The organism is Promicromonospora sp. NPDC050249, from assembly GCF_040656015.1.
Classification (GTDB): Bacteria; Actinomycetota; Actinomycetes; order Actinomycetales; family Cellulomonadaceae; genus Promicromonospora.
Genome location: NZ_JBFAKY010000013.1, coordinates 128,672 through 146,646, shown reverse-complemented (window position 1 = coordinate 146,646; position 17,975 = coordinate 128,672). Strand labels below are relative to the sequence as shown.

The 17,975-nt window shown below is 71.3% G+C and carries 21 protein-coding genes; 11 read left to right on the top strand and 10 right to left on the bottom strand.

Going from position 1 to position 17,975, the window contains the following annotated elements:
• Positions 1 to 93 precede the first annotated feature (93 nt).
• The 5 genes from AB0I32_RS13120 to AB0I32_RS13100 all read right to left on the bottom strand — a co-directional run bounded on the left by AB0I32_RS13120 (position 94) and on the right by AB0I32_RS13100 (position 2,288).
• Complete coding sequence (locus AB0I32_RS13120; protein WP_357506536.1) at positions 94 to 264, bottom strand: hypothetical protein; 171 nt, start codon at positions 262 to 264, stop codon at positions 94 to 96.
• 99 nt (positions 265 to 363) lie between these two features.
• The gene (locus AB0I32_RS13115; protein ID WP_357506534.1) at positions 364 to 939 is read right to left on the bottom strand and encodes a TetR/AcrR family transcriptional regulator; all 576 of its coding nucleotides are present in this window, start codon (positions 937 to 939) and stop codon (positions 364 to 366) included.
• Positions 936 to 1,652 (bottom strand): DsbA family oxidoreductase, encoded by a 717-nt coding sequence (locus AB0I32_RS13110; RefSeq protein ID WP_357506532.1) that lies wholly within the window; start codon positions 1,650 to 1,652, stop codon positions 936 to 938. The genes AB0I32_RS13115 and AB0I32_RS13110 overlap by 4 nt, the downstream gene beginning before the upstream one ends.
• Complete coding sequence (locus AB0I32_RS13105) at positions 1,652 to 1,822, bottom strand: hypothetical protein (RefSeq protein WP_357506530.1); 171 nt, start codon at positions 1,820 to 1,822, stop codon at positions 1,652 to 1,654. Before AB0I32_RS13105 ends, AB0I32_RS13110 begins: the two co-directional genes overlap by 1 nt.
• A 55-nt stretch (positions 1,823 to 1,877) precedes the next feature.
• Positions 1,878 to 2,288 carry a Rid family hydrolase gene (locus tag AB0I32_RS13100; RefSeq protein ID WP_357506528.1) on the bottom strand — a complete coding sequence of 137 codons (411 nt, stop codon included), beginning with the start codon at positions 2,286 to 2,288 and terminating at the stop codon, positions 1,878 to 1,880.
• A gap of 81 nt (positions 2,289 to 2,369) precedes the next feature.
• Here AB0I32_RS13100 and AB0I32_RS13095 point away from each other — a divergent pair, with 81 nt between their 5' ends.
• The gene (locus tag AB0I32_RS13095) at positions 2,370 to 2,741 is read left to right on the top strand and encodes a helix-turn-helix domain-containing protein (RefSeq protein ID WP_357506526.1); all 372 of its coding nucleotides are present in this window, start codon (positions 2,370 to 2,372) and stop codon (positions 2,739 to 2,741) included.
• A 38-nt stretch (positions 2,742 to 2,779) separates the two neighbouring features.
• Here the strand turns inward: AB0I32_RS13095 and AB0I32_RS13090 are convergent, their stop codons facing one another.
• The gene (locus AB0I32_RS13090) at positions 2,780 to 3,670 is read right to left on the bottom strand and encodes a LysR family transcriptional regulator (protein WP_357506525.1); all 891 of its coding nucleotides are present in this window, start codon (positions 3,668 to 3,670) and stop codon (positions 2,780 to 2,782) included.
• 86 nt (positions 3,671 to 3,756) lie between these two features.
• On the opposite strand from AB0I32_RS13090, the gene AB0I32_RS13085 reads away from it, so the two are divergent.
• A complete protein-coding gene (locus AB0I32_RS13085) occupies positions 3,757 to 4,896 on the top strand; it encodes a TDT family transporter (protein ID WP_357506523.1) in 1,140 nt (379 codons plus the stop codon).
• An 18-nt stretch (positions 4,897 to 4,914) separates the two neighbouring features.
• Here the strand turns inward: AB0I32_RS13085 and AB0I32_RS13080 are convergent, their stop codons facing one another.
• On the bottom strand, positions 4,915 to 6,000 hold the full coding sequence (locus AB0I32_RS13080; protein ID WP_357506521.1) for a phosphotransferase: 1,086 nt from the start codon (positions 5,998 to 6,000) through the stop codon (positions 4,915 to 4,917).
• 213 nt (positions 6,001 to 6,213) lie between these two features.
• Between AB0I32_RS13080 and AB0I32_RS13075 the strand changes: the two genes are divergently transcribed.
• The 8 genes from AB0I32_RS13075 (at position 6,214) to AB0I32_RS13040 (ending at position 12,509) form a co-directional block, all read left to right on the top strand.
• Positions 6,214 to 6,651, top strand: coding sequence for a VOC family protein (locus AB0I32_RS13075; protein WP_357506519.1), 438 nt, complete (start codon positions 6,214 to 6,216; stop codon positions 6,649 to 6,651).
• A 76-nt stretch (positions 6,652 to 6,727) separates the two neighbouring features.
• Positions 6,728 to 7,225 (top strand): pyridoxamine 5'-phosphate oxidase family protein, encoded by a 498-nt coding sequence (locus tag AB0I32_RS13070; RefSeq protein ID WP_357506517.1) that lies wholly within the window; start codon positions 6,728 to 6,730, stop codon positions 7,223 to 7,225.
• A 70-nt stretch (positions 7,226 to 7,295) separates the two neighbouring features.
• The gene (locus tag AB0I32_RS13065; RefSeq protein WP_357506515.1) at positions 7,296 to 8,162 is read left to right on the top strand and encodes a GNAT family N-acetyltransferase; all 867 of its coding nucleotides are present in this window, start codon (positions 7,296 to 7,298) and stop codon (positions 8,160 to 8,162) included.
• A 135-nt stretch (positions 8,163 to 8,297) separates the two neighbouring features.
• Positions 8,298 to 8,948 carry an SDR family oxidoreductase gene (locus AB0I32_RS13060; protein ID WP_357506513.1) on the top strand — a complete coding sequence of 217 codons (651 nt, stop codon included), beginning with the start codon at positions 8,298 to 8,300 and terminating at the stop codon, positions 8,946 to 8,948.
• Between the two features lie 30 nt (positions 8,949 to 8,978).
• Positions 8,979 to 9,833, top strand: coding sequence for an endo alpha-1,4 polygalactosaminidase (locus tag AB0I32_RS13055; protein ID WP_357506511.1), 855 nt, complete (start codon positions 8,979 to 8,981; stop codon positions 9,831 to 9,833).
• A 40-nt stretch (positions 9,834 to 9,873) separates the two neighbouring features.
• Positions 9,874 to 11,088, top strand: a complete 1,215-nt coding sequence (manD, locus tag AB0I32_RS13050) for a D-mannonate dehydratase ManD (RefSeq protein WP_357506509.1) — start codon at positions 9,874 to 9,876, stop codon at positions 11,086 to 11,088.
• A gap of 85 nt (positions 11,089 to 11,173) precedes the next feature.
• The gene (gene sigK / locus AB0I32_RS13045) at positions 11,174 to 11,755 is read left to right on the top strand and encodes an ECF RNA polymerase sigma factor SigK (RefSeq protein ID WP_357506507.1); all 582 of its coding nucleotides are present in this window, start codon (positions 11,174 to 11,176) and stop codon (positions 11,753 to 11,755) included.
• Positions 11,748 to 12,509, top strand: a complete 762-nt coding sequence (locus tag AB0I32_RS13040) for an anti-sigma factor (RefSeq protein WP_357506505.1) — start codon at positions 11,748 to 11,750, stop codon at positions 12,507 to 12,509. Before sigK ends, AB0I32_RS13040 begins: the two co-directional genes overlap by 8 nt.
• 106 nt (positions 12,510 to 12,615) lie before the next feature.
• Here AB0I32_RS13040 and AB0I32_RS13035 read toward each other — a convergent pair whose 3' ends face one another.
• Positions 12,616 to 13,296 (bottom strand): fasciclin domain-containing protein, encoded by a 681-nt coding sequence (locus AB0I32_RS13035; RefSeq protein ID WP_357506503.1) that lies wholly within the window; start codon positions 13,294 to 13,296, stop codon positions 12,616 to 12,618.
• 165 nt (positions 13,297 to 13,461) lie between these two features.
• Here AB0I32_RS13035 and AB0I32_RS13030 point away from each other — a divergent pair, with 165 nt between their 5' ends.
• Entirely contained in the window at positions 13,462 to 15,204 is a 1,743-nt protein-coding gene (locus AB0I32_RS13030) for a cytochrome c biogenesis protein CcdA (RefSeq protein ID WP_357506501.1), read from the top strand.
• 25 nt (positions 15,205 to 15,229) lie between these two features.
• Here AB0I32_RS13030 and AB0I32_RS13025 read toward each other — a convergent pair whose 3' ends face one another.
• Positions 15,230 to 16,024: a hypothetical protein gene (locus AB0I32_RS13025; protein ID WP_357506499.1), complete on the bottom strand. Its 795-nt coding sequence runs from the start codon at positions 16,022 to 16,024 to the stop codon at positions 15,230 to 15,232.
• Positions 16,025 to 16,091: 67 nt separating this feature from the next.
• Positions 16,092 to 17,969 (bottom strand): serine/threonine-protein kinase, encoded by a 1,878-nt coding sequence (locus AB0I32_RS13020; protein WP_357506497.1) that lies wholly within the window; start codon positions 17,967 to 17,969, stop codon positions 16,092 to 16,094.
• Between the last annotated feature and the right edge of the window lie 6 nt (positions 17,970 to 17,975).

Genomic DNA, 17,975 nt, shown 5'->3' with positions numbered 1-17,975 from the left:
GCCTGACGTGACCGATATGGCTGCTCCGTATACGGCGAAGGGCCCCGACCTCATCAGGTCGGGGCCCTTCGCGATGTCCCAGGTCCTCGGGGCTCAGCCGGCGTCGAACCGGTCCTCACCCTCCTTGTCCGGGTTGTCCTCTGGGTGCTGGCCGGTCTCCCCGTCCGAGATCTCGTCGTCCGCCGGGATGGCGCCCGTGATGCTCCGGTCCTCGGGGTCCGGCACGTCCTTCCGGTCGTCGCTCTTGCTCTTGCTCTCGCTCATTCCGGCTCCCTCCGGGGCCCGACGGCGGCCCTTCACGGCATCTCTGGACTGTGCTCCGACGCTACGGCCGCGGCGTGGGGCTCGCATCCAGACGCTGCCCTACGAGCCGCTGCGCAAGCCCCGAAGGGTGTACTCGGAGCGTCGGCTGTAGCCGTCGCGCGGCTGTTCGGCACAGGCCCGGGCGATGATGCCGCGTTCCCAGATGAGGAGCCAGACGTCCTCAGCGGTGAGATCGGCCCGGACCTTGCCGGTGGCCTGCGCGTCGGCAAGGAGCCTCCCGGCGTTCTCGTTGGCGTGCTCGCACAGGGCGTTCACCGCTCCGGAGGTCGGCATCGACCGCAGCAGGACGTCGTTCGCGGCGGGCTCGTCGTACTGGAGCAGCCAGATCTGCCGTAGGTAGTTCTCGAACCGTTCGACCGGGTCGTCGATCGCGCCGACCGCCGTGATGATGCCCTTGATGCGCTCGGCGACGAGCTCTTCCACCACCGCGTCGATGAGGCCCTGCCGGCCACCGAAACGGTGGTAGATGGTGCCCTTGCTGACGCCCGCCGCGCGCGCCACGGCGTCGAGCGGGGTGTTGAGCCCGTGCGCGCGGAACACGTCGAGGGCAGCCAGGCGGATGCCCTCGACGTTGCGCTGCGCGTCGGCGCGCAGACGCGGGGTCTCCGACGTCACCGACCGGCCCTGGCCGAGGCGGCGTCGGCGGGCGCGCCGACCGTCTCGGCCCAGCTCGTGTCCAGGGCCTGCAGGAACGCGTCGACCGGCTGAGCGCCCGAGACGGCGTACTTGCCGCCGAACACGAAGAACGGCACACCCTGTATGCCGTACTGGTGGGCCTGCTGGATGTCGGCCTCGACGGCGTCCGCGAACTCGCCGCTCGCCAGCGCGGCGAGTGCGGCGCCGCGGTCCAGGCCGACCTCGGCGGCCAGGTCTGCCAGGACCTGGTGGTCGGCAACGTTGAGCCCGTCGGTGAAGTACGCCTTGAACAGCTGCTGGACCAGCTCGTGCTGCTTGCCGTGCGCGGCCGCGAAGTGGCTGAGCTGGTGCGCGGTGCGGGTGGCCACCGCCTGGGCCTGGTCCAGTCGGTAGTCCAGGCCGATCTGGCGGGCGCGCTCGGTGACCTGGTCGTTCATCGCCTGTGCCTGCTCGCGCGGGAGACCGTGCTTGGCCGACAGCAGCTCGGTCGGGGTGACCGGGGCGTCGTCGTCGGTCAGGTGGGGCATGAGGAGGAAGCTGTGGTAGCGGATGTCGACGCCGGAGGCGTGCGGGAACTTCTCCAGGGCCTGCGCCAGGAGCGTGTCGCCCATGTAGCAGAACGGGCACATCACGTCGCTCCACACGTCGACCACCAGGCGGTCCGTGGCCTGGCCGAAGGCCTCGCCGGCCATCAGGAGCACACCCCGTCCAGGTCGCAGACGCCGAACGCCTCGCCCGTCGGCAGAAGCTCGAACGGCGACGTGGGCAGGGGCGACGCGGCGGCGTCGACGGCCTCGGTGGTCTTCTCCGCGGGGGAGCCGACCACCGGGGCCGGATCCGCGATCACATTACTTGACGTCATGGTCAAGAACCATAGGTAGAACTTGAACCATGCGTCAAGATCGCTGGCGGGCCGCTCAGTCCAGGACGGCGAAGGCCTCGACCTCGACGAGCACGTCGGGCTCGAACAGGTAGTCGACGCCGATGAGCGAGACGGGCGGCAGCGGCCGCGGGATGCCGAGCTCGTCGGACACGCTCTCGAGACCCGCCATGAAGTCGTCCATCTTCTCGGGGCTCCAGCGCGTGACGAAGAACCGGAGGCGCACGACGTCGGCAAAGGTCGCGCCGGCGCCGGCGAGGCCGCGGGCCGTGTTGCGGAGCGCCTGCGCCACCTGGCCGGTGAGGTCGTCGGGCGCTATGTGGTTCGCCTCGGCGTCGCGCGCGATCTGGCCGGCCACATGCACCTGACGGCTGCCCGTGCCGATCGAGACGTGGTGATAGGGGACTGGCTGGAACATGCCCTCGGGGGTGAGCAGCTGCACGGTCATGGAAGGTCCCTTCGTTGTCGGTCAAGCAGGTATCGCATGTCTACCTGGTGTCCGAAGGGAACTTCAACGAGACTAGGTTTCATGCCGGATACCACTCAGCCCGCCGAGCGCATCCAGATCTCCGCGCACCACCGTGAGCTGCTCGACCAGGTGCTCGACAAGTGGTCGCTGCAGGTGCTGGACGAGCTGTGCGAGCGGCCGCTGCGGTTCAACGAGCTGCGCCGGGCCATCCCGGTCGTCACCCAGAAGTCGCTGACGGCGACGCTGCGGCGCCTCGAGCGCAACGGGATGGTCGACCGGGTCATCGTGAGCTCGCGCCCGATCGCCGTCGAGTACCGCATCGCGGCGCTCGGGCGATCCATCCAGGACCTCATCGACGCGCTGTTCCACTGGAGCACCGAGAACATGTCCGACGTCGAGCGGGCGCGGGCTCGGTTCGACGCCGAGGACTGACGCAGGAGCAAGCGGCGACCGGCGCGGGCGCCGTCGGCTCAGCCGTTCCGCGCCGCGACGGCCAGCAGCTGCTCCAGCAGCGGCAGCGGTGACGCCCCGGGGGACCGGATGGCGCGCAGCTCGCGGACGAAGCGCAGGCCCTTGACGGGGACGCGGACCAGCCGCCCGGCGGTGAGGTCGTCCCGGACGGCCAGGATGCTGAGCACCGCGGGCGCCGCACCCGACGCGACAGCCGTCCGCACCGCCGCGGTGGTCGGGAGCTCGGCCAGCGGGGTGGCGATCTCGTGCCCGGCGTCGATCAGGAGCTGTTCGGCGCTGAGCCGGGTGCCTGAGCCCTTCTCCCGGGTGACGAGCGGCGTGCGGGCGAGCTCGGCGGCGGTCACGCCCCGACGCCGGGCCCAGGGATGCTGCGGCGCGACGACGGCGACGAGCTCGTCCCTCGCGACGGCGGTGGTGACCAGGCCGGGGATCTCCGTCGGCGTCTCCACGAACCCGAGCTGGTGGCTGCCATCGGTGACCAGCTCGATGGCGTGCGCGCTGTTCGTCGCGGTCACCGAGATGGCGTGCTCGGAGTTGTCCTGACCCCGGAGCGTCATGAGCCAGCGGGGGAGCAGGTACTCGGCGACCGTGAGGCTCGCGGCGATCCCAAGGGGTCGTGCGTGACCGGCGGTGCGCAGTGCGGCGACACCGGCGTCGAACCGGTCGGCCGCCTCGACCGTCTCGGCGGCCCACTGCGCCGCCATCGTGCCGTCGAGAGTGAGCGTGCTACCGCGCGGCCCGCGGACCAGCAGCGCCACCCCGAGCACGCGTTCCAGCCGGCGCATCCGGGTCGACGCCGCCTGCTGGGTGATACCCAGCGTCCTGCTCGCGGCGGTGATCGAGCCGACCTCCGCGATCGCCGAGAGAAGCCGGAGCGACGGCAGGTCCACGCCGCTCCCAGCTACAACGTGAGGTTGTGGTTCCACAATGAGATCGAGGATACCGGTCGGGTCCGCCGGTAGGGAGACTGAGGCGTATGGCCCGCTTCAGCATCGCCGCCGTGACACCGAACTGGTTCGCCTCGGTCATGGGCACCGGGATAGTCGCCAACGCCGCGGTGACACTGCCCGTCCAGATCCCAGGTCTGCGCCAGGCCGCGGTCGGCATCTGGCTGCTCGCGTCCGCGATGCTCGTCTTCTTCCTGACCGCCACGGTGCTGCACTGGCTGCGGCACCCCGCGGCCGCGCGTGCGCACCACGCCGACCCGGTGATGGCGCACTTCTACGGCGCCCCGCCGATGGCGCTCCTCACCGTGGGCGCCGGGACGCTCCTGATCGGCCGCGACGTGGTGGGCCTGCAGGCCGCGGTCACCATCGACGCGGTGCTGTGGACCGTAGGGACGGTCGCAGGCCTGGTCAGCGCCGTGGCCGTGCCGTACCTCGCCTTCACGCGGCACCGGAACGCGCCCGACGCGGCCTTCGCCGGTTGGCTCATGCCGGTGGTCCCGCCCATGGTCTCGGCAGCGACCGGCGCGCTCCTCCTGCCGCACATCGCGCCGGGGGAGGCTCGCGAGACGATGCTCCTGGCCTGCTACGCGATGTTCGGGCTGAGTCTCGTCGCGTCGCTCGTGATCCTGCCCCAGCTCTGGAGCCGGCTCATGCACCACCAGGTGGGCGCGGCCAGGATGGTCCCCACCCTGTGGATAGCGCTCGGCCCGCTCGGCCAGTCGGTCACCGCCGCCAGCCTGCTGGCGGCCAACGCGGGTGGCACGTTCGGAGCCACCTTCGAGCGCGGGCTCGTGTACTTCGCCGTCGTCTTCGGGGTCTGCGTGCTGGGCTTCGCCCTGATGTGGGCGGCGATCGCCGCCGCCGTCACAGTGCGCGCCGCCGTCCACGGGCTGCCGTTCTCGCTCACCTGGTGGTCGTTCACGTTCCCGGTCGGCACCTGCGTGACGGCGACCGCCGGGCTCGCCGCGCACACCGGGCTGACGGCGCTCGCGGTGCTCTCCGTGCTGCTCTTCGCCGGGCTGGTGGTGGCGTGGGCGGCCGTCGCCCTCCGGACCGCCTGGGACAGCCTCGGCTGGCGGCTGGTGCCGGTGCCAGTGTCGGTACCGGCTCCGGCACCGGCACCGGCCGAGGTGCTCGGCGAGCACCGCGCCCTGACCACCGTGGGCTGAGCCGACCGGCGTCCGGGATCAGCGGACCGCCGTCACCACCCCGGCCGCGGCCGCCCAGGACAGGGCGCGCAGGCCTCCGGACCGGATGTCGTCGACGTGCGCGGCGAGCTTCGCCGGGTTGTCGTGCTGGAAGCCCTGGCGCAACAGCGTCAGGCCGGGGCCGAGGCGGAGGTGCAGCCCCCAGGTCAGGTGCGCGATGGCGAAGCCGAGGGCTGCGGCATGGCGCAGGTCGGTCCCGGCGAGATCGCTGAGGGCTCGGCCGTAGGTCTCGAGGATCGCCGGCTCGTCCAGCTCGCCGGAGCCACCGAACCCGCGGTAGAGGGAGACGAAGGTGCCGAGGTCGAACCCCACCGGCCCGACGCCCACGTGCTCCCAGTCGATGAGGGCGAGGGTGCCGCGCGGGTCCAGGCCGGCGTTGCGGGGCGTGAGGTCACCGTGGACCAGGGTCTTGGGCAGCTCCGCGGCACGTGCGCCCAGCCCTTCTGCGGCGTCCAGGCAGGTGTGCAGGTCGCGGACCTGATCGGGGGTGAACAGCGTTCGAAGCCGCGGGTCGTCGGCCAGCGCCTCGAGGTTCTCGTGGCCCGACTGGATGTGATGGGTGTACGCGGCATAGCCCTCCAGCTCCAGCCAGGGGGCGTCCAGCAGGCCGGGGCGCAGCACGCCCGGGATGTACAGCAGCGCGGCGCGGCTGGCGGCGATGGTTGCGGTCTCGGGGGTCCAGCTCTGCTGCAGGACGGCGCCGATGTCACGCATCACCACCCAGGTGAAGCCGTGGTGGCTGAACACCGTCGCGGCCGGTGGCGTCGTCAGCCCGTTGGGCAGCAGGTCGGAGATGCCGCTGCCGTAGAAGTGCGCCTCGCGACGGTCCAGCAGGCTGTCGCGCGAGTCGAGCAGGGTATGGCGGCCCCAGCCCAGGATCTTGACCGCCCACAGGGACGGGCAGGTGTTCGGGGCCGCGATGCTCGCCCGCAGGACCGCCGCCTGACCGAGCCCGGTCGACTGGTCCACCACCGAGAGAACTCGCGCGCCCGCGCCCCAGGGGCCGTCGTGAGAGGCCAGCGCGGCCTCGATCGTGTCGGCATCGGGCAGGACACGCTCGGTCATCGGTTTCCTCACGGCAACGGTGCTGTGGAGTCTCGGACGAACCACATCCGACCACGGCCGGGCGAAAAATGCGCATTTCATTCTGGATGTGTCGGGATGCCGTGGCGAGATCTCGTGACCGATGTCGAGGATCCGGCGGCGGCTCCGTCCCAGGGTCAGAAGCGGCCACCGGGCCGCACTGCCACACGGGCCATACAGAGAGCGAGCAGCACCATGATCACGCGGATGGAGAACGTCGGCATCGTCGTCGAGGACCTGCAGGGCACCATCGAGTTCTTCACCCAGCTCGGGCTCGAGCTGGAGGGCCGGGCCACCGTCGACCAGGACTGGGCGGCCCGGGTCTGCGGGTTCGACGAGGTCCGGTGCGACATCGCGATGCTGCGGACCCCGGACGGGAACGGCCACGTCGAGCTGATGAGGTACCACACGCCGACGGCGATCAGCACCGGACCGGTGAACGCACCCGCGAACACGCTGGGCCTGCACCGCGTCCTGTTCGCCGTCGACGACATCGAGCGTGTCGTCGAGGGTCTCCGGTCCCGCGGGGTGGAGCTCCTCGGTGAGCTCACGCGCATCGAGGACAGCTATCTCTTCTGCTACGTCCGCGGGCCCGAGGGAATCATCGTGGCGTTCGCGGAGAAGCTCGGCTGACGGTTCGCCACCGACCGGCCACATCCAGACAACCACCCCGAGCACAACCCCGAGCACAACCCGAGGAGCGATACCGATGGAACAGACCGAGATCACCGAGATCCTGAACCAGCCGTACAGCCAGGAGCTGCTGGCCCGCGACATCACCCGCCTGGCCTACGTCGCCAAGGACGGCACACCCCGCACCATTCCCATCGCGTTCGTCTGGAACGGCTCGACGATCGTCATGTGCACCACGAGGAACGCCCCGAAGCTGGCGAGCCTGCGCGCCAACCCGATGGTCGCCCTGACCATCGACACCGAGTCGCACCCGCCCAAGATCCTGCTGGTCCGCGGGCGGGTGGAGCTGGACGACGTGGACGGCATCCCGGACGAGTACCTGACGATGAACACGAGCTACGAGATGACGGCGGAGCAGCGGGTCGAGTGGGAGAAGGAGGTCCGCTCGCTCTACGACGGGATGGTCCGGATCGTCATGACCCCGACGTGGGCGAAGCTGATCGACTTCGAGACGACCCTGCCGACCGCGGTCGAGGAGCTGGTCCGGGAGCGCGAGGAGCGTCAGCGGGCGTGACGGCCCTGAGCGTCCGGCGGAGCGCGTCAAAGGATCGCGGACGGGTCGCGCGGAGGGGTTGGATGCGCTCATGGCGGTCATCATCAGCAAGCCCGGGACCGACGAGCTGGGCGACGTCGTCGACACGCTGCGTGGGTGGCAGGACGACTCCGCGCCGGTGCAGCTGCACCCGGGGGACGTGGGCTGGTACTGGAGGTTCGGAGCCCAGCAGACCGCCGAGGCCCTGCGGACCTGGAGCCGGGACGGGCGGGTGCTCGCGATCGGGCTCCTCGACGGCGCCAGGATATTGCGGCTGACGACGGCGCCTGACGCGCCGCGCGACGAAGAGCTGGCGCGGCAGCTGGTGACGGACCTGACGCGGCCGGAGCACGGGGTGCTCCCCGAGGGAGCGGTGAACGTCGAGGCGCCGTCCGATGCCCTGGTGTACGACCTGCTGGCGGACGAGGGATGGGGCACCGACGCGCCGTTCACCCCGTTGCTGCGTGACCTCACCGATCCGGTCGAGGACGCCGGCGTGCGGGTCGAGGTGGTCGGGCCGGACCGGGTGAGCGAGCGCACGGCAGCGCAGCGCGCGTCGTTCGACGGCTCGACGTTCACCGACGAGCGATGGCACGCGATGGCGGCCGGACCTCTGTACGCCGATGCGCGATGCCTGCTCGGCTATGACGACGCGGGCGAGGCCGTGGGGGCGATCACGGTGTGGTCGGCCGGCCGGGGAAAGCCCGGGCTGATCGAGCCGTTGGGCGTGCACCCACATCAGCGCGGTCACGGCTACGGCACAGCGCTCACCGTCGCCGGGGCGGCCGCGCTGCGCGAGCTGGGTTCGTCGTGTGCCCTCGTCATCACCGAGAGCACCCGCACCGCCGCCGTCGCCACCTACATGTCGGCGGGTTTCGAACGCCTCCCCGAGCGTCTGGACCGGCGCCGGGCCGAGTGACCGTTCATGCGCTGACGTCCTGGCAAGGCCCGCCGCCACCACGAACGTGGTGACGTCGAGCGGGTCGAGGCCGCCGTCCGTGCAGGCAGCGGCATCCGGCATAGCCTGGAGCCGAACCCGACGGAAGGAAGCACCATGTCCCGCGTTCTGATCATCGGTGGCCACGGCAAGATCGCGCTGCGGCTCGCCCCCCTCCTCGTGGAGCGAGGCGACGTCGTCACGAGCGTGATCCGCAATCCCGACCACCAGGACGAGGTAGCGGCCACCGGAGCGATCCCGCTGATCGCCGACGTCGAGCACCTCGACACCGACGGGCTGACCGCACTCCTCGACGGGCAGGACGCCGTGGTCTGGTCGGCCGGCGCAGGCGGCGGGAGCCCGGAGCGCACCTACGCCGTCGACCGCGATGCCGCCGTCCGCTCGATGGACGCCGCGAAGGCGGCGGGCGTACCGCGCTACGTGATGGTGTCCTATCTCGGCGCCGGGCCTGGTCACGGGGTGCCGGAGGACAGCTCGTTCTTCGCCTACGCCGAGTCGAAGACCGCGGCCGACGAGCACCTGCGTGCCTCCGACCTCGACTACACGATCCTCCAGCCCGGCCCGCTCACGCTCGACGAGCCCACCGGACTCATCGAGGTGGCCGACCCGGGCGACGGCAGGGTCTCCCGCGCCGACGTCGCAGCGGTCGTCGCGGCGGTCCTGGTGGACAGCACCACCATGGGGCGCACCATCGCGTTCGGCAACGGCGGGACGCCGATCGCCGAGGCGGTCAGCGCCTCGGCGTAGGTTGTCAGAGGCTGCGCCTACGATCTGCAGATGCCTCAGCTGATCGTCGTAGCGCTGGTCGTCCTTGTGCTCACGGGCTGCCAGCCCGGTGCCGGTGCTGATCAAGGTGACGGGCAGGACAGCGCGTCCATGAACGTCGCCGACGTGTCCCTCCCGCCGACGGGCGGGCAGTTCGACTACCAGCTCGGAACCGCCTACGAGTTCGACGGCGGGCTCGACGTCGTGGTGCGGGACGCGACGGCCGAGCCCGCGGCGGGCGCCTACGACGTCTGCTACGTCAACGGGTTCCAGACCCAGCCCGGCGAGGCCGACCTCTGGCTCGACGGCAACGAGGACCTGCTGCTGCACGATGCGGCGGGGGAGCTCGTCGTCGACCCGGACTGGCCGGACGAGTATGTCCTGGACCCGTCGACGGAGGCGAAGCGTGACCGCATCGTCGACATCCTCGGTCCGGTGATCACGGGTTGCGCCGACGCGGGCTTCGACGCGGTGGAGATCGACAACCTCGACACCTGGACCCGGTTCACCGAACCGAGCACGGGGTTGATCGAGGAGGACGCCGCCCTCGCGCTCGCCGGCTCGTACATCGGCCTCGCGCACGAGTCGGGCCTCGCCATCGGCCAGAAGAATGCCGCCGAGGCGACGACGGCGGCTCGCGAGCTCGGGTTCGACTTCGCGGTCACCGAGGAGTGCGCGGCCTACGACGAGTGTGGCTCGTACACCGACGTCTACGGGGAGCAGGTGCTCCAGATCGAGTACACCGACAACCTTCCCGACGGGTTCGACGCCGTCTGCGCCGACCCGGACCGCGCCCCGCTGACGATCCTGCGCGACCGTGACCTGGTGGGTCCCGACGCCGCCGCCTACGCCTACGAGCAGTGCTGAACCGCTCGCCCAGCCATCCCCGCCAACAGAAAGTCGCCGCATGAAGATCGTCGACGCCAAGGTCGTCGTCACCTCGCCGGGCCGTAACTTCGTCACGCTCCAGATCACCACCGACGACGGCGTGACAGGGCTTGGCGACGCCACCCTCAACGGGCGGGAGCTGGCGGTCGTCAGCTATCTGCGCGACCACGTCGCGCCGCTGCTGATCGGGCGCGATCCCCACCGGATCGAGGACGCCTGGCAGTACCTCTACCGCGGCGCGTACTGGCGCCGGGGTCCCGTCACCATGGCGGCCATCGCCGCCGTCGACGTCGCCCTGTGGGACATCAAGGCGAAGGTCGCCGGCCTGCCGCTGTACCAGCTGCTCGGCGGCGCCAGCCGGGACCGGATCATGGCCTACGGGCACGCGAGCGGCGCGAGCCTGCCCGAGATCTTCGACTCCGTGCGGGCGATGCAGGAGCGCGGCTACCGCAGCATCCGGGTCCAGAGCGGGGTGCCGGGTCTGCAGTCGGTCTACGGGGTCCACGCGACGACGACGGCCGACGGGTCGGCCCCGGACGTGCTCGCCCGGCCCGTGGTCGAGGACTGGGACACCGCCGCGTACCTGCGGTACATCCCGCGGGTCTTCGAGGCGGTCCGCAACGAGTTCGGCCCGGACCTGCCGCTGCTGCACGACGCGCACCACCGGCTCTCGCCGGTCGAGGCGGCTCGGCTCGGCAAGGACCTGGAGCCGTTCGACCTGTTCTGGCTCGAGGACTGCACGCCCGCGGAGGACCAGGAGGCGCTGCGTCTGGTGCGGCAGCACACGACGACACCGCTGGCCATCGGCGAGGTGTTCAACACCGTCTTCGACTACCAGACGCTCGTCGACGACCGGCTCATCGACTACGTGCGCTCCGCCGTCACGCACTTCGGCGGCGTCAGCCCGCTGAAGAAGCTGTTCGACTACGCCGGCCAGCGCGGGATCAAGAGCGCGATCCACGGCCCGGAGGACATCTCGCCGGTCGGTATGGCCGCGGCGCTGCACCTCGACCTCGCGATCCACAACTTCGGCATCCAGGAGTACTCCGGTCACACCGACCTCACCAACGAGGTCTTCCGCCACGCGTACACGTTCGACGACGGCTACCTGCACCCGGGCGAGGCCTCGGGCATCGGCGTCGAGCTGGACGAGGAGCTCGCGGCCGCCCACCCGTACGAGCCGGGCTACCTCCCGGTCAACCGTCTCCAGGACGGATCCGTCCACGACTGGTGACCCGGATCACCCCATCCGAGGGGCGGTCGGCGACGAACCATGGGTACGGACGTGATCGGGGGTGGGCGTGGGGCAGACTGGGGCGGTGGCCTCACCACCAGTCCGGACCTCGTCGCGCGACGCCGTCGACGCGCTCCTCACGGCGTGCGCCGGGGGAAATCCCGCGTCGTTCACGCCCGTGTACGACGCGCTCGGGCCGGTAGCCTACGGCGCGTCGCTCGGCGTCCTGCGCGATCCCGACCACGCGGCAGAAGTGACCCAGGAGGTGATGGTGGAGGTGTGGCAGACAGCAGCACGTTTCGACGCGACCCGCGGCTCCGCCCGCACCTGGGTCGCGACGCTCGCGCGCCGTCGGGCCGTCGACCGTGTGCGGTCCGAGCAGGCACGCCGGGACCGCGACCAGCGGGACACGGACCTGGACACCGGCCGCGTGGCGCGGGACATCGTGGTCGAGGACGTCGAGCGGAACCTCGAGGGCTCCGCCGTCCGCCGCTGTATCGAAGGCCTGACCCCCACCCAGCGTGAGGCGGTGGTCGTCGCGTACTACGGCGGCCTGACCTACCGCGAGGTGGCCGAGCAGCTCGACGCCGCGCTGCCCACCGTCAAGAGCAGGATCCGCGACGGGCTCAACCGGCTCCGTGACTGCCTGGGGGTGCGACATGGCTGACGAGACGAGCACCGGCGCGCGGAGCCCGCGGTCCGACGCCTGGGACCTGCTGCCCGGCTATGCCCTCGACGCCCTCGGCGACGCGGACCGCCGCGCCGTCGAGCGCCTGCTGGAGTCGGACGCCGAAGCGCGCCGCTCGCTGGACGAGTACCGCGACGTCGTGGCGGCCTTCGCCGTCGAGACCGAACCCCCGGCCGCCCTGCGCGCGAGCGTGCTCGAGCTCGTGCAGAGCACGCCGCAGCTCCCGGTCGAGGCCGCCCCGGCACCGGAGGCGGGGGACGGCGTCGTCGTCGACCTCGCGTCCCGCCGCCGCAAGCGCTGGGGTGTCGCGGTGGCCGCCGTCGCCGCAGCGGCCGCGATCGCCGTCCCGACGACGATCGCCGTCCAGGTGACCGCCGAGCGGGACCGGCTGCGCGAGCAGTCCCAGGTGGTCGCCGAGATGCTCGCCGACCCTGACTCCGCGATCCTGCGCGGGGCCATCGAGGGTGGCGGCCAGGCCTCGGTCCTGGTGGCCGACGACGACATGTTCTTCCGGGCGGAGGACCTGCCTGACCTCGCCGCCGACCGGGCGTACCAGCTCTGGGTGGTCGCGGAGGACGGCAGCGTCTCGTCCGCGGGCGTGCTGTCGGTGCGGGACGGCGAGTCGACGTCGCTCGTCCAGGGTTCCGAGGGCGTCGGCATGGCCGTGACGGTCGAACCCGCGTCCGGCTCCGAGCAGCCGACATCCGACCCGGTGGTAGTCCTCGGCGCCTGACCGCCCACCGTCGACCGCCGAAGTAGAACCGTGGCGAGACAGAACTGCAGCGAGGTAGAACCTGAGTTGGGTTCTACCTCGCTGCAGTTCTACTTGGGCGCCAGGGTCACATCTTCGGCATGAGCACCGCGTCGACGAGGTAGACGGTCGCGTTCTGGGTCATCACGCCACCACAGATCACGTTCGCGTCGTTCACCTTGAGCTCGTCACCGCTGCCGGTCACCTCGAGCGTCTCGCCCTGGACGGTGGTCTGCTCGCCGACGACCTGGTCGGGGGTGAGCTGGCCGGGCACCACGTGGTACGTCAGGATCTGCGTCAGCAGGTCGCTGTCCTTGGACAGGGTGTCCATCGTCGCGGCGTCGATCGCCTTGAAGGCGTCGTCGACCGGCGCGAACACGGTGAACTCGTCGCCGTTCAGGGTGTCGACGAGGTTCACGTCGGGGTTCACCTCGCCGCTCACCGCGGCGACCAGCGTCTTCAGCAGCGGGTTGTTCGACGCGGCAACGGCGACCGGGTCGGTGGACATGCCGGTGACCGAGCCAGGGCCGTCCGGCACCTGCTCGGCATAGCCGGCGCAGCCGGGGCCTACGAGGTTGGCGGCCGGGTCGACCATGTCGTCGGTCATCTCGTCCGTCGGCTCCTCCTCGGGAGCCGCGGTCTCCTCGCTCGCCGTGGTCTCGCTCCCGCCGGATGCGCCGGCCTCCGAACCCGCGCAGGCCGTGAGGCCGAGCAGGGCGATAGCCGTGATGCCGACTGCTGCGTAGGACTTACGGGTACGAACGTTCATCGGTCTCTCCTCGGTGTGTCGTCGCTCTCGCGTTCTCACGGAGCGTCTTGCCCGTGGTTCGGAGCAGACCGCCAACCGGATGGGGCTGGATGCGAACGAGTTTTCCCGGCGGTCCCGAACCCCTGTCCGACCCATCCGGAACCGCCGGTGCGCCGAACCCGCCACATGGGAACCCTCATCGTCATCGGCCTCCTGGGAGGCCTCATCACCGGAATATCGCCGTGCATCCTGCCGATGCTGCCCGTGATCTTCTTCGCGGGCGGCGTGCAGGGTGCACGGACACGAGGCGCGGACGGCGCACGGCGCTCCCTGCGCCCGTACATCGTCATCGCGGGCCTGGTCCTGAGCTTCAGCGTCTTCACGCTGCTCGGCTCCCTGCTGCTCTCGGTGTTGGGACTGCCCCAGGACCTGCTGCGCTGGGCCGGCATCACCCTGCTCGTCCTGCTGGGCATCGGCATGATCGTGCCCCGGTTCGAGACGATCCTCGAACGACCCTTCCAGCGCATCGCCGTCTTCGGGGCGAAGCGTGGCGCCGCGCGGCAGGACCGGGGCGCCTTCGTCCTGGGCCTCGGCCTCGGCGTGCTCTACGTGCCCTGCGCCGGACCGGTGCTGGCCGCGATCACCGTCGCCGGGGCGACGGGCAACATCGGGGTCGAGACGGTGGCGCTCACCGTGTCGTTCGCCGTCGGCGCCGCGACCCCGCTGCTGGTCTTCGCGCTCGCGGGACGCCGGATCGCCGAGCGGGTGCAGGCCTTCCAGCGCCACACGACGGCGATCCGCACCGGCGGAGGCATCGTCGTCATCCTGCTGGCCGTCGCCCTCGCCTTCAACGTTCCTGCGGCCATCCAGCGCCTGCTCCCGGACTACACCGGCGCGCTGCAGCAGCGCATCGACTCCTCGGAGACCGTGCGCGAGGCGCTCGACCTCGGCGGCCTCGTGACCGACGAGAACCGCGAGCTGTCCAACTGCTCGAACGGAGCGCCGGTCCTGGAGGACTGCGGCACCGCGCCGGAGATCCGCGGCATCGACCAGTGGCTCAACACGCCGGACGGCACAGCGCTCCAGCTGGAGGCCCTGCGCGGGCAGGTCGTGCTGGTCGACTTCTGGACCTACTCCTGCATCAACTGCCAGCGGTCCATCCCGCACCTGAACGCCTGGTACGACAGGTACGCCGACGTCGGCGACGGCTTCGAGGTGATCGGTGTGCACACCCCCGAGTTCGCCTTCGAGCGCGAGACGCGCAACGTGATCCAGGGAGCCAAGGACCTCGACGTGACCTACCCGATCGCGCAGGACAACTCCTACGCGACCTGGACCGCCTACCGGAACCGCTACTGGCCGGCGCAGTACCTGATCGACGCGGACGGTACCGTGCGGCACATCCGGCTGGGCGAGGGCGGGTACGAAAACACGGAGAAGCTGATCCGCGAGCTCCTGACGGACGCCGACCCCGGCGTCGACCTGCCCGAACCCACGACGGTCCAGGACGCGACGCCGCTCGACGAGATCACGCCCGAGACCTACTTCTCCATCAAGCGCGTCATCAACTATGCCGGTGAGCCGCGGTACGCGGCGGGCCGCCAGGAGTTCACGCTCGCCGACGAGCAGAAACAGGACACCTTCTCGCTCGGCGGGACCTGGGAGGTCGACTTCCAGGGCGCACGTGCGCTGTCCGACGACGCACGGGTACGCCTCGCCTACCGGTCGGCCGACGTCTTCGTGGTCCTCGGCGGGGACGGGGCCGTCGAGTCGACGGTGACCACCGGCGGCCGCTCGACCACCACGAGCATCGACGTCTCGGGCAACCCGAGGCTCTACCCGGTGCTCGAGGGCGACGGGCCGACCGAGGGGCTGGTGGACCTCGAGGTGCCCGAGGGCGTGCAGGTCTACACGATGACGTTCGGCTGACGCCCGACGGCTGCAGGCGGCGTGGTCAGACGTCGTCGAGCAGCAGGACGTCCGGCGGCACCAGGGTGCGGGTCTGCAACAGCTCCGTGACGAGGTTGTGGTTCAGCATGTTGCCCACCGGCTCGCCGACCTCCTCGCGGGTCAGCCCTGGCACGCCGGCGCGCGAGAGCCGCCGTCGGACGCCGGACACGAGGTGCTCCACGCGCTTGGCGCTCCACTGCTCGTCGAGCAGCAGGGCGCCGAGGTCGGTGGCGACCTGCTGCCAGGTGCACGGCTGCGGGTAGGCCTCGTGCAGCAGGTACTTCTGCGCGAGCGAGACGAGGGCCAGTCGCTCGTCGGCGCGGAGCTTCCACGGCTTGTCGCGCAGCGTCGCCGCGTCGGGCGCCGGCCGCGGCAGGCGCCCGTCCTGGTCCGCTACGTACAGCTCGAGCAGGTGCCGGCGCCTCGCCGTGCCGTTGACGAACACCGGGGTGTACCCGGCCTCGACCGGATAGGGGTCGTCCTCGGGGAACAGCGTCATCGAACGGGGCAGCTGGAGCGCGCGGTGCCCGGTGTTGCTGAGCCACCACCGGCCGCCCCGGAACGTCACGGAACCCTGGCTGCGGCTGATCCGCAGGTCGTCCTCGCCGACGCAGACGTGCACCTCCGGGCGGTTGCGCCCGAACACCACGGTCCGCTCCTCCCGGGCACCGAGCCGGACGCCGCCCGACACGGAGAGGGCGTAGATGGTGTTCGGCTCGGACGTCGGCACGCCGAACGCCAGGCTCGCGTGGTTGGGGGAGAGCGGTTCGGTGCCCTCCATCTGCGGTATGTCCGTCAAGGCGACCTCCATGTGTTTCCCGTCGCCAGCGTGGCACGCCAACCCCGGGACCCCTCCCGACGACGGATCAGGACACGGCGGGGAGCGCCGCCGCGACCGGCTCGGCGATGTCCAGGGCGAGGGCGCAGAGCTCGTCGACCGACTCGTCCCCGCCCGCCTCGAGGTGGATGCGGACCAGCTCCGCGACGATGTCACCGTCACCGTCCCGGCTGACCGCCACCCGGTTGACGATGGAGACCAGGCACGAGTCCTCCGCCCACGAGTCGCCCTCGTTGAACGCCTCGTGCCCGCTGAGGACGAAGCGCTCGCCGGTGTCCTCCGAGAGCGGGTCGCTGTGCTGGAACAGCACCCGCAGCTCCTTGCCGTCGTCGACCTCCCACTGGCAGTCCCACTCGGCGAACCCGACGACGGGGCGGTCGGCTTCCACGCCGGGCAGGCGTTCGAGCGGCTCCCCGGCGAGCAGGTCGCACGCGCTCTGCGTGTAGAGCGAGCCCGCGGCGGGCGCCTGTGCGCGGCGAGGGATCTGACCCTCGTTGAGCAGGGTCGTCGCGTGGTCCAGGGTCGCGTCGGCGATCTCGCAGAGATTGTCGACCTCGCCCGCCCCCGCCGGCTCGTTCCACGTCTCCTGCCACACGTCCAGCGAGATGTTGTAGTCGCCGCCGGGAAGGTAGAGCTCGCGGCTGCACTCGTCGGGCAGCTCGTACTCGTCGTTCACCACGGTGATCCTGCCGACCTGCCGGTTCGGCTCGGCGGGTTCCTCGCTGTTGTGCCAGATCGTGAGGCTGACCACGATCAGTGCCCCGTCGTCCCTGGTCACGACGACGTCGCAGCTGTTGAGGTCACCGTTGTCGGTACGGATCCGGGTCTGGCCGAACGCGCCGAGCGCCTCGACGTCGAGGAGGGCGCACGGGTCCGCGGTCGCCGGGTCGCCGACGATGCCGGTGTTCTCCGCGGCCACGCTCTCGGGGTCAGGGCCGGCCGCGCCGTCACGGCTGCCCGTGCCGGCTCCCGCGACGGGCGTGTCGCCCCGGTCCACGGCGACCCAGACCGCGGTCGAGATCGCGGCGACCAGCACGACAGCGGCGGCGACCGCCGCGAGGAGCCACCGCGGGCGTCGTCGCGCTCCGCTCGTCTCCGGTCCGACGCCCGTCGTCGGGTCGCCGGCCAGGGCCGCCAGCTCCTTCCGTGCCTGCTGGAGGTGCGGCCGGTCGCCGGGCTTCCTGGCCAGCATCCGCAGCATGACGGGCGCCATCCTTCCGGCCCTCGTCGGCGGCCGCACCTCCTCGGAGACCGTCTTCCACAGCAGGGCGTGCGCGTTGTCGTCGCCGAACGGTGTGGTGCCCTCGAGCGTGTAGTACAGGGTCGCGCCGAGCGACCAGACGTCGGAGGCCTCGGTGAACCGCCCGCCCTTGGCCACCTCCGGCGCCAGGTAGCCCGGGGTCCCCGTGAGGGCGCCCGTGGCGGTGACCGTCTCGTCGTTGTGCAGCGCGCGGGAGATGCCGAAGTCGGCGAGCTTCGCGAACCCGTCGTCGGTCACCAGGACGTTCGCGGGCTTGATGTCGCGGTGCATGATCCGGTGGGCGTGGACCGCCTCCAGGCCGCCGGCGAGCTGGGCGCCGTAGCGGGCGGCCTCCTCGACGGTCACCCGCCCGACCTTGGAGAGCGGCCGGCCGGCCACGTACTCCATGACCACCCAGACCTCGCCGCCGTCGTCGACCACGTCGTGGACGGCGACCACGTGCGGGTGGTTGATCCGGGAGAGGGTCCGGGCCTCACGGCGGACCCGGTCGGCGCCGTCGTCGTCGCCCTCGTACCGCGTGCGCTTGAGCGCCACCGGCCGCTCGTGCAGCCGGAGGTCGGCGGCCCGCCATACCTCACCGTGGCCGCCCGAGCCGAGGCGTTCCTCGAGCCGGTAGCGGTCGCCGACGATCTGCCCGCTCTGCACCTGTCG

Excerpts from the sequence above, each read along its gene's own strand:
- AB0I32_RS13120 (WP_357506536.1), bottom strand. The coding sequence starts at position 264 with ATGAGCGAGAGCAAGAGCAAGAGCGACGACCGGAAGGACGTGCCGGAC.
- AB0I32_RS13110 (WP_357506532.1), bottom strand. The coding sequence starts at position 1,652 with ATGGCCGGCGAGGCCTTCGGCCAGGCCACGGACCGCCTGGTGGTCGAC.
- AB0I32_RS13105 (WP_357506530.1), bottom strand. The coding sequence starts at position 1,822 with ATGACGTCAAGTAATGTGATCGCGGATCCGGCCCCGGTGGTCGGCTCC.
- AB0I32_RS13100 (WP_357506528.1), bottom strand. The coding sequence starts at position 2,288 with ATGACCGTGCAGCTGCTCACCCCCGAGGGCATGTTCCAGCCAGTCCCC.
- AB0I32_RS13095 (WP_357506526.1), top strand. The coding sequence starts at position 2,370 with ATGCCGGATACCACTCAGCCCGCCGAGCGCATCCAGATCTCCGCGCAC.
- AB0I32_RS13085 (WP_357506523.1), top strand. The coding sequence starts at position 3,757 with ATGGCCCGCTTCAGCATCGCCGCCGTGACACCGAACTGGTTCGCCTCG.
- AB0I32_RS13080 (WP_357506521.1), bottom strand. The coding sequence starts at position 6,000 with ATGACCGAGCGTGTCCTGCCCGATGCCGACACGATCGAGGCCGCGCTG.
- AB0I32_RS13075 (WP_357506519.1), top strand. The coding sequence starts at position 6,214 with ATGATCACGCGGATGGAGAACGTCGGCATCGTCGTCGAGGACCTGCAG.
- AB0I32_RS13070 (WP_357506517.1), top strand. The coding sequence starts at position 6,728 with ATGGAACAGACCGAGATCACCGAGATCCTGAACCAGCCGTACAGCCAG.
- AB0I32_RS13065 (WP_357506515.1), top strand. The coding sequence starts at position 7,296 with ATGGCGGTCATCATCAGCAAGCCCGGGACCGACGAGCTGGGCGACGTC.
- AB0I32_RS13060 (WP_357506513.1), top strand. The coding sequence starts at position 8,298 with ATGTCCCGCGTTCTGATCATCGGTGGCCACGGCAAGATCGCGCTGCGG.
- AB0I32_RS13055 (WP_357506511.1), top strand. The coding sequence starts at position 8,979 with ATGCCTCAGCTGATCGTCGTAGCGCTGGTCGTCCTTGTGCTCACGGGC.
- manD (WP_357506509.1), top strand. The coding sequence starts at position 9,874 with ATGAAGATCGTCGACGCCAAGGTCGTCGTCACCTCGCCGGGCCGTAAC.
- AB0I32_RS13040 (WP_357506505.1), top strand. The coding sequence starts at position 11,748 with ATGGCTGACGAGACGAGCACCGGCGCGCGGAGCCCGCGGTCCGACGCC.
- AB0I32_RS13035 (WP_357506503.1), bottom strand. The coding sequence starts at position 13,296 with ATGAACGTTCGTACCCGTAAGTCCTACGCAGCAGTCGGCATCACGGCT.
- AB0I32_RS13030 (WP_357506501.1), top strand. The coding sequence starts at position 13,462 with ATGGGAACCCTCATCGTCATCGGCCTCCTGGGAGGCCTCATCACCGGA.